14 protein-coding genes are annotated in these 14,417 nt (G+C 71.9%); 7 read left to right on the plus strand and 7 right to left on the minus strand.

The genetic code is table 11. From position 1 onward, the window contains the following. Positions 1 to 136 precede the first annotated feature (136 nt). Positions 137 to 1,666, minus strand: a complete 1,530-nt coding sequence (locus ABT170_RS05400) for an alpha/beta hydrolase (protein WP_329944587.1) — start codon at positions 1,664 to 1,666, stop codon at positions 137 to 139. A gap of 254 nt (positions 1,667 to 1,920) precedes the next feature. Here ABT170_RS05400 and ABT170_RS05405 point away from each other — a divergent pair, with 254 nt between their 5' ends. Continuing rightward, positions 1,921 to 4,197, plus strand: a complete 2,277-nt coding sequence (locus ABT170_RS05405; protein WP_351864248.1) for an MMPL family transporter — start codon at positions 1,921 to 1,923, stop codon at positions 4,195 to 4,197. 51 nt (positions 4,198 to 4,248) lie between these two features. After that, the gene (locus ABT170_RS05410) at positions 4,249 to 5,349 is read left to right on the plus strand and encodes an acyltransferase family protein (protein ID WP_329944589.1); all 1,101 of its coding nucleotides are present in this window, start codon (positions 4,249 to 4,251) and stop codon (positions 5,347 to 5,349) included. 16 nt (positions 5,350 to 5,365) lie between these two features. On the opposite strand, the gene ABT170_RS05415 is transcribed toward ABT170_RS05410, so the two are convergent. From ABT170_RS05415 to ABT170_RS05435, 5 genes are all read right to left on the minus strand, one after another. Beyond that, positions 5,366 to 5,569 carry a hypothetical protein gene (locus tag ABT170_RS05415; RefSeq protein WP_329944590.1) on the minus strand — a complete coding sequence of 68 codons (204 nt, stop codon included), beginning with the start codon at positions 5,567 to 5,569 and terminating at the stop codon, positions 5,366 to 5,368. Between the two features lie 228 nt (positions 5,570 to 5,797). Beyond that, on the minus strand, positions 5,798 to 6,163 hold the full coding sequence (locus ABT170_RS05420) for an SCO5918 family protein (protein ID WP_329944591.1): 366 nt from the start codon (positions 6,161 to 6,163) through the stop codon (positions 5,798 to 5,800). A gap of 325 nt (positions 6,164 to 6,488) precedes the next feature. After that, entirely contained in the window at positions 6,489 to 8,045 is a 1,557-nt protein-coding gene (locus tag ABT170_RS05425; protein ID WP_329944592.1) for a DEAD/DEAH box helicase, read from the minus strand. Positions 8,046 to 8,292: 247 nt separating this feature from the next. After that, positions 8,293 to 8,496, minus strand: coding sequence for a cold-shock protein (locus tag ABT170_RS05430; RefSeq protein ID WP_069572018.1), 204 nt, complete (start codon positions 8,494 to 8,496; stop codon positions 8,293 to 8,295). Between the two features lie 281 nt (positions 8,497 to 8,777). Next, the gene (locus ABT170_RS05435; RefSeq protein WP_329944593.1) at positions 8,778 to 9,104 is read right to left on the minus strand and encodes a MerR family transcriptional regulator; all 327 of its coding nucleotides are present in this window, start codon (positions 9,102 to 9,104) and stop codon (positions 8,778 to 8,780) included. A 663-nt stretch (positions 9,105 to 9,767) separates the two neighbouring features. Between ABT170_RS05435 and ABT170_RS05440 the strand changes: the two genes are divergently transcribed. The 5 genes from ABT170_RS05440 to ABT170_RS05460 all read left to right on the plus strand — a co-directional run bounded on the left by ABT170_RS05440 (position 9,768) and on the right by ABT170_RS05460 (position 13,911). Beyond that, positions 9,768 to 10,253: a hypothetical protein gene (locus ABT170_RS05440; RefSeq protein ID WP_329944933.1), complete on the plus strand. Its 486-nt coding sequence runs from the start codon at positions 9,768 to 9,770 to the stop codon at positions 10,251 to 10,253. 14 nt (positions 10,254 to 10,267) lie between these two features. Beyond that, entirely contained in the window at positions 10,268 to 10,849 is a 582-nt protein-coding gene (locus ABT170_RS05445; protein ID WP_329944594.1) for a toxin, read from the plus strand. Between the two features lie 153 nt (positions 10,850 to 11,002). Beyond that, the gene (locus ABT170_RS05450) at positions 11,003 to 12,313 is read left to right on the plus strand and encodes an MAB_1171c family putative transporter (RefSeq protein WP_329944595.1); all 1,311 of its coding nucleotides are present in this window, start codon (positions 11,003 to 11,005) and stop codon (positions 12,311 to 12,313) included. Next, on the plus strand, positions 12,310 to 12,981 hold the full coding sequence (locus ABT170_RS05455; protein WP_502970476.1) for a hypothetical protein: 672 nt from the start codon (positions 12,310 to 12,312) through the stop codon (positions 12,979 to 12,981). The genes ABT170_RS05450 and ABT170_RS05455 overlap by 4 nt, the downstream gene beginning before the upstream one ends. Positions 12,982 to 13,062: 81 nt before the next feature. Continuing rightward, complete coding sequence (locus ABT170_RS05460; RefSeq protein ID WP_351864255.1) at positions 13,063 to 13,911, plus strand: GNAT family N-acetyltransferase; 849 nt, start codon at positions 13,063 to 13,065, stop codon at positions 13,909 to 13,911. A gap of 13 nt (positions 13,912 to 13,924) precedes the next feature. Here ABT170_RS05460 and ABT170_RS05465 read toward each other — a convergent pair whose 3' ends face one another. Next, the gene (locus ABT170_RS05465; RefSeq protein ID WP_329944597.1) at positions 13,925 to 14,404 is read right to left on the minus strand and encodes a YunG family protein; all 480 of its coding nucleotides are present in this window, start codon (positions 14,402 to 14,404) and stop codon (positions 13,925 to 13,927) included. Positions 14,405 to 14,417 lie beyond the last annotated feature (13 nt).

The following is a 14,417-nucleotide window of genomic DNA, read 5'->3' on the forward strand; positions in this document are numbered from 1 at the left end:
CAAGAAAACATCCCGAATCACCCGATTGCCACCCCACCTCGCCCCGCCAACGTCCAGTCCGGTCAGGTCCCGACGGCCCCGTCCGGCCCGGTCAGGTCCCGAAGACCCCGTCCGACCGGGTCCCGCCCCGTCCGGTTCAGTTCGCGCAGTGCGTGTCCTGGGCCGGGCGCCGCCCGGTGACGAGGAATGCGCTGACCGTACGGTCCCCGCACGCGTTCCCGCCGCCCAGGTACATGCCGTGCCCGCCCTGGCCGACCGTGACCATCCTGGCCCGTTCCCCGAGCGCGCCGCGCATCTTCAGGGCGCCGCTGTACGGGGTGGCGGGGTCGCGCAGGCTCTGGATCATCAGGATGTTGGACGGGCCCTCGTCGGTGATCCGGGTGGGGCGGTCGGCCGGATCGTCCTTCCAGAACGCGCACGGTGTGATGTTCGCGGGCATCCCGGCCGTCAGCGGGTAGCTCTGCCGGTCCTCGGCCACCGCCCGCCGGTACCCCGCGACGGACCCCGGCCAGCGCACGTCGTTGCAGATCACCGCGACCATCACCGCCGCGTCCTCGTCCGGGACCACCTGGACCAGGTCCGGCGTCAGGACCGGGCTCCCCTGCGGGTCGAGCGCCGCCCCGATCATCCCGGCCAGCGGAGCGAAGGCGCCGTCGCCGAACAGGGCGCTCTGAACCGCCTGCCGCAGCCGGTTGCCGGTCAGCGGGAGGCCGGGCACATCCGACTCCCTCGGCTCCCGGTCCAGCTGCCGGGCCAGCGAGAGGACCAACGGCTGTACGTCCTCGGCCCGTTCGGCCAGCCGCAGGCCCTGCTGCTCGCGGGCCGGGTCCGAGGCCCAGGCCGCGAAGTCCGGGAAGCGGTCGGCGGCGCCCACGGCCATGTTCCGCATCCAGCCGTGCTCGACCCGCGCCGGATCCGGGTCACCGTTGCTGTCCAGGACCCAACGGTCCGTGCGGCGCGGGTACTTCTGGGCGTAGACCGCGCCGACATAGGTCCCGTACGAGCTGCCCCAGGCCGACAGTTTCTCCTCGCCCAGCGCCTGCCGGAACCGGTCGATGTCGCGGACCTCGTTCCGCGTGGAGAAGGAGCGCAGGACCTCACCCCCGTTGCGGGCACAGGCCTCGGCGACGCGCCGGGACCGGTCGACGTTCGCCGTGATGTCGCCGTCCGCCCCCGGCCAGGCCCGCAGGGTCACCAACTGGCGGTCCGCGTCCGCGGTTCCGCAGCCGGCCCGGGTGCTGCCCCCGACACCGCGCGGATCCAGGCTCACCAGGTCGTACGCCCCTTCCGTGGCCGCCCGCAACGCCTCCCCCTTCCGCGCGAGACGCTCCACGCCCGACCCGCCCGGCCCGCCGGCGATCACGAGCAGTGTCCCGCGCCGCGCCTGCGGCCGGTCGCTGCGCAGCCGGGTCACGGCGACGGTGAGCGTACGGCCGTCCGGGTCCCGGTAGTCCAGCGGCACGGGCAGCTCCGCGCACTGCTGCCCCTCGGCTCCGGTCGTACCGTCGGGCAGCTCGCACCCGTGCCAGACGAGGGAGGGCGGGGAGGAGGACGGGGAGGACCGGGGCCCGGCGTGGGCCACCGGAGTGACGGAAGCGGTCAGCGCCGAGGCGACGGCGGTGGCGGAGAGAGCCAGCAGGAGCGTCTTTCGCGTACAAGTCGTCATGCGGCAAGGGTTGTTGACGATTCCTCCGTTTCCCATGCGGCAGGCCCGACACCCGGAGTGGTGCTAACCCGTCAGGGTTCCCGTCGGGGTTCGCGTCGAAGTACCCGTCGGAGCGGCGCGTCCCCGCGGCCCCGCCCGGCGCCCGTCACCCGTTCCCCCGCACCGGGGTGCCGGATCCCGGCAGCCCGCCTTGAATACGGAGTGTCCGAAGGCACCGCGCGAGGTGCCCCTCTCCGGGAGCGGGAGCCCCCTCCATGCCGTCGACACAGGCCCCCGGCCCCCGGGCGCCGGGCCCCTCCGCCCACCGCCGCACCGGCCTACTGCGGCGGACCGGCGAATGGTGCGCCCGGCACTTCGTGATCGTCCTCATGCTGTGGCTGGCCGCCCTCGCCGGGCTCCAGGTCCTCCAGCACGCGTACGGCGGTGACTACTCCGACGACTTCTCGCTCCCCGGAACCCAGTCGCAGGACGGCCTCGACGTGCTCAGGGCGCACGCGCCCAGCGCCGGCGGCTACAGCAGCCAGGTGGTGCTGCACGACGGGACCAAGGCGCTCAGCGAGGTCGGCGACCAGGTCTCCACGGCCGTCGCCGACCTCCAGAAGCTCCCCGACGTGCTCTCGGCCGAGAATCCGCTCCCGCCGTCCGGCTCGACGCCGCCCCCACCGCCCACCGGCACACCGAACACCGGGCCGCTCTCCACCGACGGAAGGACGGCGTACATCACCGTCCGGTTCAGCGTGCAGCCGTCCACCCTCGGCCCCTCGTACCTGGACGGGGTCGACGACGCCGTCCAGCCGCTGCGGGCCGCGGGCGTCGAGGTGGAGTACGGCGGGCCGCTCGGCGAACTGGCCCGGCCCGAGGCCGACGACCGCACCAGCGAGGCCATCGGCTTCGGCGTGGCGATCCTGGTGCTCCTGATCGGCTTCGGAAGTCTGCTCGCCGCCGTGCTCCCGCTGGTGACCGCGCTGGTCTGCGCCCTGTGCGGGCTGGCCCTGCTGGGGCTGCTGGCCGCCACGGCCACCTTCGCCACCGTCTCGCCGACGCTCGCCACGATGATCGGCATCGGCGTCGGCATCGACTACGCGCTGTTCCTCGTCACCCGGCACCGGCAGAACCTCATCGACGGCGAGGACCCGGTGACCGCCGCCGGGAACGCCGCCGCCACCAGTGGCCGGGCCGTCCTGCTCTCCGGCTGCACGGTGATCATCGCCCTGTCCGGGCTGTGGGTCTCCGGCATCGGCTTCATCGGCAAGCTCGGCGTCGCCGCGGCGGTCACCGTGGTCACCGCCGTGATCGGCGCGCTCACCCTGGTGCCGGCCATCCTGGGGCTGATCGGGCGGCACATCGACCGGCTGCGGGTGCGGACCCCCGTCGCGGAGACCGACGCGGCACCCGGCGAGGAGGCGCACGGCGGCTGGCACCGGTACGCGCAGCGGGTGGAGCGGCGCCCGTGGTGGTTCCTGGGCGGCGGCGTGGTCGTCCTGGCCGTCCTCGCCTTCCCGGTCTTCTTCATCCAGCTCGGCCACATCGGGGACGGCGCCGACCCGAAGTCCTTCACCGACCGGCGCGCCTTCGACCTGATGTCCACCGCCTTCGGCCCCGGTTCGAACGGTCCGCTGACGCTGGTGATCGACCAGAGCCAGGTCCCGCAGTCCGACCGCTCCGCGCTGGCGGACCAGGCCCAGAAGGCGCTCACCGGGGTACCGGACGCCGCCGTGATCACCCCGCTCACCGCCACCTCGGACGGCGACGTGCTGACCGGCACCGCGTACTCGGTCGCCGCCCCGCAGGACGCGCGCACCACCGGCCTGGTGAACCGGCTGACCGACGACGTCCTCCCGCAGGCCGTCTCCGGCACCGGCGCGAGCACCTATGTGACCGGCACGACCGCCGCCCAGGTCGACTTCCTGGACATCGTCTCCAGCAGGCTGCCCCTGATCATCGCGGTCGTCGTCGCCCTCGCCTTCCTCGTCATCCTCGTCGTGTTCCGCGGACTGCTCGTCGCCGTCAAGGCCGCCGTGCTGAACGTCCTGTCGATCGCGGCCTCGTACGGGGTCGTGGTGGCCGTCTTCCAGTGGGGCTGGGGCGGCCCGGCGCTGGGGGTCTCGGGGGACGTCCCGATCGAGAGCTACGTACCGATGATGATGTTCGCCATCGTCTTCGGGCTCAGCATGGACTACGAGATCTTCCTGCTCTCCCGCATCCACGAGGCGTGGCTGCGCACCGGGGACCCCAGGGCGAGCGTGGCGCACGCGCTGGAGATCACCGCCCGCGTCATCACCTGCGCGGCGCTCATCATGGTCAGCGTCTTCGCGGCGTTCGTCATCAGCGACAACATCGTGGTGAAGATGCTCGGCCTCGGCCTGGCCGCCAGCGTGCTGATCGACGCCACCGTCGTCCGGCTGCTGCTGGTGCCCGCCGTGATGACCCTGCTGGGCCGGGCCGCCTGGTGGACCCCGCGCCCGCTGGACCGGATCCTGCCGCACCTGGAGGCGGAGGGGAAAGGGGAAGGGGCCCGGGACGGCCCCTGAAGGCTCTCCCGCACCCGCCGGGGATCACGGGCCGCCCCTTAGGGTGTCGGCGTGCCCTCCCTGACCTCGCAGACCTCACCGGCCCCCGAGCCGCCGCGCTCCGCCGCTCCCGGTACGGGGGCCGCGGGCGGACGTACGGACGGGCGCGACCACTTCTTCGACAACGCGAAGTACCTGGCCATCGTGCTGGTGGCGATGGGCCATGCCTGGGAGCCGCTGCCGGACAGCGGCCGGCTGGTGGAGACGGCGTACACCTTCGTCTACACCTTCCACATGCCGGTGTTCATCATGATCGCGGGCTACTTCTCCCGCGGCTTCGAGCTGCGGCCCGAGCGGGTGTGGAAGCTGGTCACCGGGATCCTCGTCCCGTACGCCGTCTTCGACATCGTCTTCGCGTACTTCCACCGCGCCGTGGGCGACCCCGCCGTGTCGGTGTTCCCGTCGCTGTTCGCCCCCTACTGGCTGCTGTGGTTCCTGCCCGCCCTGTTCTTCTGGCGCCTGTCCACACCGCTCTGGCAGGCCGTCCGCGCTCCGGTGGCCGTGGCCCTGGGGGTAGCGGCTCTGGCCTCGATGTCCGTGGGCATCGACCAGGGGATGCAGGTGCAGCGCATGCTCCAGTTCCTGCCTTTCTACGTGCTCGGCCTGCGGCTGCGGCCCCACCACTTCGACCTCGTGCGCGGCACCCGGGTGCGCGTCCTGTCCGTCCCGGTGTTCGCGCTCGCCCTGCTCGCGGCGTACTGGGCGGTGCCGCGGGTGTCGACGCTCTGGTTCTACCGGCAGTACAGCGCGCAGGAACTCGGATCGCCCGCGTGGGCGGGGCCGCTGGCGACGCTGATCCTGTTCGGCTGTGCCGTGGTGCTCGGCGCGTGCTTCCTCGCCTGGGTGCCGAACCGCCGGACCTGGATGAGCGCGCTCGGGGCATGCACCCTCTACGGCTATCTGCTGCACGGCTTCGTCATCCGCACCGCGCTCTACCGGGGCCTCTACGACGAACCGTTTCTCTCGACCCCCCTGGGTACGGTCGCGGTGACCGTCGGCGGCGCTGCGGCGGTGACCCTCCTGTGCACCCCGCCCGTCCGCCGGGTGCTGCGGCCCGTGGTGGAGCCGAGGATGAACTGGGCGCGGCAGAGGCGCGCCAGGACGGCCGGCTGACGTCCGCCCCGCGGTCTCAGTCGACGACGCTCGTGGTGCCGAGCACCGCCGCGTGCTCCAGGACGTCCTCCAGCGGATCGTCGATCTGGCCGGTGGAGATCAACGCCACCTGAGGACCATTGTGCGCGTTCGTGTGGGTCTCGTCGGCGTACGCGGTCCCGGCGGCGGGCAGCACGGCGGCGAGAACGGTCACGCCGAGCGCGGTGAGCTTGGTCTTCATGCCGCCGATCCTCCCCCGTCCGGCGGAGGCGACACCCGCGGCCCCACCCGTTCGGCGGTGCACTTGTTACACGACGTCCCTCGCCGGTGTGAGCCCCCTCCGCCGTCGCCGCCGCGTCCGGCTGTCGGCGGGCCCCGGCAGCCGGACGGGCCCCGCCGGCCGGTGGCCCGATGGCCGGTCCGGCCCGCGGGGCCCGTACGTACAGCGGCCGGGAGGACCCGGCCGGACTCACATCTGGCCGAGTCCCGGCGCGGGCTGCGGCTCCGGGAGGGGAAGCAGCGGCTCCGGTGCGGGCGCCGGCGTCCCGAGCATCGCGGACGCCGCTTCCAGCGGGGTGAGCGCGGGTGCGGGCACGGCCGCCTGGGCCGTACGGCAGGTGAATCCGAGGCGGGTCAGCGCCCTGGTCACCTCGGCGGCGGTGAAGTCACGGCGGTCCTGCCGGGTGATCACTTCCCCGACCTGCTTGACGGGGTAGACGCGGCGGCTGATGACGACGGCGTCTCCGGTGACGGGTTCGGGCTTGATGCCCTTCATCGAATCCTCCACTTCGTTCTTGAACAGATCGAAGGGGAAGCGGGCGATGACACAGCGCATGGTGCCTCAACAGGGTCGGGTCGAGAGAAACCGGACGGGGGAACTGCCAGGGGAACTGCCAGAGGGAACTGCCGGCGGGGCTGCCAACGGCGGGGAACCGCCGGTACGGGACTGCCGGTACGGGACCGCCGGTACGAGACTGCCGGTACGAGACTGCCGGTACGAGACTGCCGGTACGAGACTGCCAGGAGAAGGCAGCGGTACGAAACCCATCGCACCCGATGGCAGGAAGCCATCGGCGGGAACGGCCGGGTCCCGCCCGTCCCCGCCGGCCCGGTCCCGTACCGGCCGCGCCCTCGCCCGGCCGCCCGCGCGGCCCCGCCCGCTACGCGGCGCGGTTGTTCCGGCGCTGCGCGGCGGCGGCCCGCGCCTCCGGGGTGGGCTGGCCCGGACGGCGTCCCCGCGAGGGGGCGCCGCCGCCGCGCTTGGTGCCGCGGCCCATGAACGCGCCGCCGCCGCTCCTGGAGCGCTCCTTCGGCGGTGCGGTGATGACGACGGGGACACCCGAGGGCGCCTGCGCACCCGTGATCCGGCTCAGCTCGGCCTCACCGGAGCGGACCTGGGCCACCTGCGGGGTGATCCCGGCATCGGCCATCAGGCGCGTCATGTCGCGGCGCTGGTTCGGCAGGACGAGCGTGACGACGCTGCCCGACTCCCCGGCGCGGGCGGTACGGCCGCCGCGGTGCAGGTAGTCCTTGTGGTCGCTGGGCGGGTCGACGTTCACGACGAGGTCGAGGTTGTCGACGTGGATTCCGCGGGCGGCGACGTTCGTGGCGACCAGGACCGTGACGTGCCCGGTCTTGAACCGCTCCAGGGTGCGGGTGCGCTGCGGCTGCGACTTGCCGCCGTGCAGCGCGGCCGCCCGGACACCGCTGTGCAGCAGGTGGTCGGTCAGCTTGTCCACGGCGTGCTTGGTGTCCAGGAACATGATGACGCGGCCGTCGCGGGCCGCGATCTCCGTGGTCGTGGCGTACTTGTCGGAGCCCTGGACGTAGAGCACGTGGTGCTCCATCGTCGTCACGGCCCCGGCCGCGGGGTCCACGGAGTGGACGACCGGGTCGTGCAGGTAGCGGCGGACCAGGAGGTCGACGTTGCGGTCGAGCGTGGCCGAGAAGAGCATCCGCTGCCCCTCCGGATTCACCTGGTCGAGCAGCTCGGTGACCTGGGGCATGAAGCCCATGTCGGCCATCTGGTCGGCCTCGTCGAGAACGGTGATCGTGACCCGGTCCAGCCGGCAGTCACCGCGCTCGATGAGGTCCTTGAGCCGCCCCGGGGTGGCGACCACGACTTCCGCGCCGCCGCGCAGCGCGCTGGCCTGCCGGCCGATCGACATGCCGCCGACGACGGTGGCGAGGCGCAGCTTGAGCGAGCGGGCGTACGGGGTCAGCGCGTCGGTGACCTGCTGGGCCAGTTCCCGGGTGGGGACGAGGACCAGCGCCAGCGGGCGGCGGGCGTCGGCACGCCGGCCCTCGGTACGGGCCAGCAGGGCCAGGCCGAAGGCGAGCGTCTTGCCCGATCCGGTCCGGCCGCGGCCCAGGACGTCCCGGCCGGCCAGCGAGTTCGGCAGGGTGGCCGCCTGGATGGGGAACGGGACCGTCATGCCCTCGGCGACGAGCGCCGCCTTGAGCGCGGCCGGCATGTCCAGCTCGTCGAAGGCTGCCGCGGCGGGCAGCGCCGGGGTGATGGTGACCGGCAGGGCGAATTCCCCCTGCTTCGCGGCGGGCCGGCGGCCATAACCACCGGAACGCTTCGGTCCGCCGCCGGAACGCTGCGGCGCGCCGCCGGAGTACCTGGGCGCACCTCCCGTGCGGCTGCCGGTGGATCCGCCCGAGCGGGTCCGGGAATATCGGTCGTTCGTGCGGGGTGCACGTTCGCGGTTCATGCAGAACCTTTCCTCGATGTGGGGCACGTATCGAGGGATTCTTTTTGTGCGGGAGCCCGAAAAGAGCACCCAGAATCGCAAGAACGAGCCGATGAAATGACAAAAGAAAACGAAGCCCTGCCGCCGGGAATCACCGCACCGGACATGGCTTCGGCCGGGGACGCGCCAGGCGTACCCCGGAAACGACAACGAGCCGGGGCCCGCACCCCAAGGTGCGGGCCCCAGCTGCGCAGTACAACCTGAGTGATCAGGCGGGGGTGATGTTCTCGGCCTGCGGGCCCTTCTGGCCCTGCGTGACGTCGAAGTTCACCTTCTGGCCTTCCTGGAGCTCACGGAAGCCCTGGGCGGCGATGTTCGAGTAGTGGGCGAAGACGTCGGCGCCGCCGCCGTCCTGCTCGATGAATCCGAAGCCCTTTTCCGCGTTGAACCACTTCACGGTGCCAGTAGCCATGTCATATCTCCTTCGGGGCAGTGCCCGTGGGCCCACACTGTGCGAGCCCCACGTCGCCGCGATGATTACCCCGTCCGGAAAGCACCGGAAATACAAAAGCGCACCCACCGGTACAGAACCGGCGAGAGCACTTGAAGTTTTTGGGAACCACAACTGCAACTGAGATCAACCGTAGCACGATGCGAGGGGAAGAGGGCTGTACGTAATATCACTCCGCCGCGCGGAACATAAACCCTCCCCGCGCATTGCACAAAATCCTGTGCTCGCGAATGCAGATATGTTCAGGAGCCGGCCGGCCGCCGCAGCTCCGCGTTGAGGCGCAGCGCCTCTTCGAGCTGGTCCTCCAGGATGACGATGCGGCAGGCGGCCTCGATCGGCGTCCCGGCGTCGACCAGCTCACGGGCGCGGGCGGCGATGCGCAGCTGGTAGCGGGAGTAGCGGCGGTGGCCGCCCTCGGAACGCAGCGGGGTGATCAGGCGGGCCTCGCCGATCGCCCGCAGGAAACCCGGTGTCGCACCGATCATCTCCGCGGCGCGCCCCATGGTGTACGCGGGGTAGTCGTCGTCATCGAGCCGATCGGTGGCGTGCGAGGGGGTTTCCGGGGGCATCTGCACCTCTTCTGTCACACATGTTCTGCCGCACATGACAGGGGCCCCGGCGTCGTACGCCTCCAGGGTGTCCCACTGCCGCGTACCACTGTTTTAGCTTGACCGCACAAGAAACCCTAATCGTACGAGAACGCCATGTCTATCGCGGCCGGAACAGATTTCCCGCGCCGGGGGCGGGACGGGCGGAGGCCGGTTCAACACAGCTGACCGACCGGTCAGTTGTCGCCAGGTGAAGTAAGGGTCATAATGCACGCGTAGCCCTTCACGCATCCCCCGTCGTGAAGGGCTACACCCATGTCCGGCCGGAACAAACGGAGTTCAAGAATCCGGATATCCCGCGCCGACGCGCTTCCCGGAGAGGGAGCGCGCGTCACCGGGGCGCCGCGCCGCACTCGCCGCGCATGTGCGCCGACACCCCCGAAGAATCATGGGCAAGGGACTCCCCTCGTGGTCCCCTGCCCATGTTTTTTCGAGTTAACAGTGACGTAGAGTGTTTGCGCAAGCTCACTTCCGGCTCCGGAGTGGATTGGTCCGCTTCGTCACCCACGCTGCGGGATCCCTGTCGGGGTTGGTTACAGTACGAGCCCGTTGACCGAATCGAACACCGCGCGGCGCACGACCGAGCGCCCTGCGGCGGACGTGATCGTGGGGGCCCGGATGGCAATGGACAACGGTGAAGAGCGCACGCCGGAACTGAAGTCATTGCGCCAGAAGGTCGAATACATGATCGAGAAGACCTTCCCCGGCCAGAAGATCTCGGGCCGGGTCTTCGCGGAGCTGGTCAAGGAGCGCGGCGGGTCGCTCTCGCACAGCTACTTCTCCAACATCCTCGCCGGCAAGGTCACCCAGCCCTCCGAGGAGATCCTCAAGGCGCTCGGCCTGGGGTTCGGCGTGGACTGGCACTTCTTCAAGGAGGAGTCCGACGTCGTCGACGACGTCGTGGCCGGGCTGCAGTTCCTCGCCAAGCGGCGTACGGGGGAGATCAGCGGGCTGGCGGGACGGGGGATCGGCGACGACGGGCTCTCCCCGGAGCTGCTGCAGTTCGCGCTGTCCCTGCTGGAGGACGCCACCAGGAGCCGGGACACGGCCCCCGGCCACGGGGATACCGGTGCCGGCACCGGCGGTCCCGGTCCCGGCCCCGCAGCGTAGGCGGCGGGAGCGCCATGTCTCTGCGCGAGCTGCGCAAGGAGTGCGAGTCGGGGCTGGCCGACCTGCCCATCCCGGTCCCCTTCTCCCTGCCGCAGCTGGTGGCGAACATGGAGGCGGCGCGCGGCCGAAGCATCCGTCTGCACGAGATGCCGGACCGTCTGGCACGTGTCAACGCCGCCTGCGGACTGCGCCTGAAGGCGGGCGACACCAGCTTCGTGCTCTACCGGCGGCGGCCGTCCGCGTACCAGACCCAGCACGTCATCCTGCACGAGCTGTGCCACGAGTGGTTCGACCACGGAACCACGCTCTCCGCGGACCAGCTCCGCACGCTTCTCCCGGTCTTCGACACCTCGCTGATCGCCCGGATGGTCTCGCCCGCGGTCGCCGACGCGTTCGGGGCGGACGGCAGCACGGTCCAGGCCCGTGCCCAGTACGACACCCATGACGAGCGCATGGCCGAATTCGGTGCCTCGCTGATCCCCCGGATGGCCAGGGACATGACCACCGATGACATGGTGGGGCGGCTGGCCAACTCCCTGTCCCGCCCCGTGGCGCACCGCCGCCGCGGCCTGTTCCGACGCCCGGACGGCACATGACACCGCATCCCTGACACCAGTGACACGTGCCATCGCCGCCTGACGTCCGTGATCCCCGCGCGAGACCCCCCACGCCCGGCCCCTCGTGCCCGGCCCTCGTGCCCTGGGCACCGCCCCGAAACCCACCCCCGACCCCGAGGAACGAAGACCGCCGTGACCCCCCTCGATCTCGCCGGCTACCTGATAGCCGGCCTGATGACGGCCGTTGCCCTGTGGCGCATGCCCGCGGCCCTGTGGGGCGACGAGGAAGACAAACGCCGACGGGCCCTGTGGGGCTGCTACGCCGGATTCGCCGTCGCCCTGTGGACCAAGACCCGGGCCGTCCGCATCGGCCTCAACAACAGCGCCGTGACCGACCTCGCCGTACTCATCAAGCACTACACGGCGACCATCGCGATTCTGGCCATCCTCAGCTACATCGTCGCCATCTACGGCCGCTACCCCGACGCGGACGGCGTCCCCCGGCACGTCCGGTTCGCCCGCCTCGTCCAGCAGATCGCGGCCAAGGCGTCCGTGGCGACACTGATCCTGCTGACCGTGCTCTTCTTCACCGTCGTCGACCGCTCCGTACCCTCGGACCGCTTCGTCTCCGACCACGCGGGACAGTGGGGAGCCACGCTCTACATGAGCGTCTTCTACCTCTACCTGGGTGCCGCCTCCGCCGTGTGCGCGTACCAGTGGGCCCTGGCCACCGCCGACGCGCGGCTGCGCCATCTCCGTGTGGGCCTGGGGATGATGACCTTCGCGATGTTCATCGGCGTCGGCTACACCGTCAGCCGGACCCTGTTCCTGTGGGTCAGCGTGGTGGACCGGCCGGGCGAGGACTTCGCCCTGCGGTTCGACCAGATCACCGAGGCGGCGCAGCTGGTGCTGTTCGCGTTCTTCGCGGTCGGCGCCTCGATCCCGGCCTTCAGCAAGGGCGCGCACCGGGCGAAGCTGTGGCGGGCCCAGGTGAAACTGCACGCGCTCTGGTACGAGTTGATGGCCGCCTTCCCCGACCAGCCCTTCGACCCGCCCCGGTCGCTGGCCCGTGAGCTGACCCGGTTCGACACCCCCGCGGACCTCCGGATCGACCGGTGGGCCGCCGATATCGCGGACGCGGTAGAGAAGTTGCGGCACTACGTGCCCGACGGTCTGCTCCCGGCCGCCGCGCGGGCGGCGGCCGAGGACACCCGGGACCCGCGCCGGACGGGCCCGCTGACCGACGCCTACTGGATCAGGGCCGCGCTCGCCGCCAAGGCGTCCGGGGCGCCCGCCGGGCCCGCCGCGGCGGTGGCGGCCCAGCACACCGCCGGGCAGGACGGGGAGACGGCCACCGACCAGGACGGCGAGGTGGCCCGGCTGGTGCGGGTCGCCGACGCCTGCCGGACGGTCACCGAAGCACGTGTCCGCAGGCTCCTGCCGTCCGCGGGAGTATCGGCGAAATCCGCACCGGAGCAGGGAAAGGCAGCGAGGACAGCATGAACAGCACCACCGGGAACAGTGCCGGAACGCGGGCGACGGCCCCCTCGGACCCCACCGGCACCCCGCCGGACCCCGTCGCCCCGCCGCCCCCGGCGACCGCCTCGGCCTCCGCGGCCCGCGCCGTCACCGACGCGCTCCAGCCCCGCAACACCCTGCTGGCCGGCATGCTCGGCGTCGGGCTGGCCGCCGCGGGCGACTGGACCGGACTGCTCTGGGGCTTCCTCGGCGCGCTCTGCGCCGGGATCGTCCCCGCGGGCTACATCGAATGGGAGCGCAAGCGGGGCACCTGGGGCGACCGCCATGTCGTCGACCGCACCAAACGCGCCCCGATCTTCTTCGTCATCCTCGGCTCCATCGGCGCCGGCTCCCTGGTGATGGTGCTGGGGCACGCGCCCACGGGGATCCTCCTCGCGATGCTCGCCCTGTGGGTGATGACGGTCGTCCTGCTGACCGTCAACACCGTCTGGAAGATCTCGGTGGACGCCGCGGTCGCCTCGGCGGTGGTCGCCCTGCTCGCCGCGGTGCACTCCCCGTGGTGGCTGGCGGCCGGCCCGCTGACCGCGGCCGTGTGCTGGTCCCGGGTGGCCCTGCGGTACCACTCGGTCGCGCAGGTCGTGGCGGGCGCGGCACTGGGCGCGGCCACCGCCGCGGCCTACGCCTTCGGCTGACCGGGCCCCCTGTCCGTACCCCCTCCGGACGGGCCGTCGGCACGAGCGCTGAACGGCTCCCGGACGGGGTACGTCTGGTCCGTGCCGACTTTCGAGATCACCACCGCGAGCGCCGACGACATGACGACCCTGGCCGCGTGGGCCCATGACGAGGGCTGGAACCCGGGGCTCACCGACAGCGGGACCTTCTTCGCCGCGGACCCCTGCGGCTTCCTGACCGGACGCCTCGACGGCGCGCCCGTCTCCTCCGTCTCGGTCGTGCGCTACGGCGACGGCTTCGGCTTCCTGGGCATGTATCTGACCCGTCCCCCGCTGCGGGGACAGGGCTACGGGATCCAGGTCTGGCGGGCCGGGATGGCCCGTCTCTCCGGGCGCACGGTCGGGCTGGACGGCGTACCGGCCCAGCAGGACAACTACCGCAGGTCCGGCTTCCGTTCCTGCTGGAGCAACGCGCGCTACGAGGGCGTGCCGCCCACGGACATCCCCGCGCCGCCGGGTGTCACCCTGACCGATGCCCGCACCCTGCCCTTCGGACAACTCGCCGCGTACGACCGGCGGTTCTTCCCGGCCGCCCGGGACAGCTTCCTGGCGCCCTGGATCGCGACCGCCGGGCACGCCGCGCTGGCCGCCGTACGCGACGGGGAACTCCAGGGCCTGGCCGTCCGCCGCCCCTGCCGGGCCGCCTCCCGCATCGGCCCGCTGTACGCCGCGTCGCCGGAGGTGGCCGCCGCGCTCGTGAGCGCGCTCGCGGCCACCGCGCCGGGCACCCCCGTGGCGATCGACGTCCCCGACATCAACCCCGTGGCGATGCGGCTGGCGGAACAGCTGGGCCTGACGCCGTCGTTCGACACCGCCCGTATGTACACCGGACCGGAGCCGGTCATCGACCGGTCGGGGTTGTACGGCATCACCAGCCTGGAACTGGGCTGACCCCGGCTGCCCCTCAGTCCAGTCCGAGGCGCTCCCGCACCCGGCGGGCGAGCAGTTCGTACTCCTCGCGGAGCCGGACGAACTCGGCGGGCCTCGGGATCACCGTGCCGCCGGAGACGGTCTCGTGCGGGCCGAACTGCTCGCGGGTGAGGTCGATATCGACCCCCGCCCCGAACCGGTTCCACCAGTGGAAGTCCGTCTGCCGGCCGTCCACGTGCACCTCGCCGCGGATCAGCTCACCGCCGAGGAGGTCGTTGACCACCATGGCGGTCACCCCGCACTGGTCGCGGGCCGGGTTGTCCGGGCTCCAGGCGTCCCGGTGCGCCGGCGTCGTGGTGCCGGCGTCCCAACTGGCGCGGATGGCGGCCTCGATGTCGGCCAGGAGCAGGGGGGCGGTAGCGGCTTCCGCCGGGGGCTCCGCACGGGACTCCGCGAGGGAGTCGGTGCGCGCCCCGGCCCGGGCTTCGGTGCGTTCCTCGGTGCGGGTTTCCATGTCCCGCATCCTC

The organism is Streptomyces sp. NPDC001787 (assembly GCF_040297465.1).
Lineage (GTDB): Bacteria > Actinomycetota > Actinomycetes > Streptomycetales > Streptomycetaceae > Streptomyces.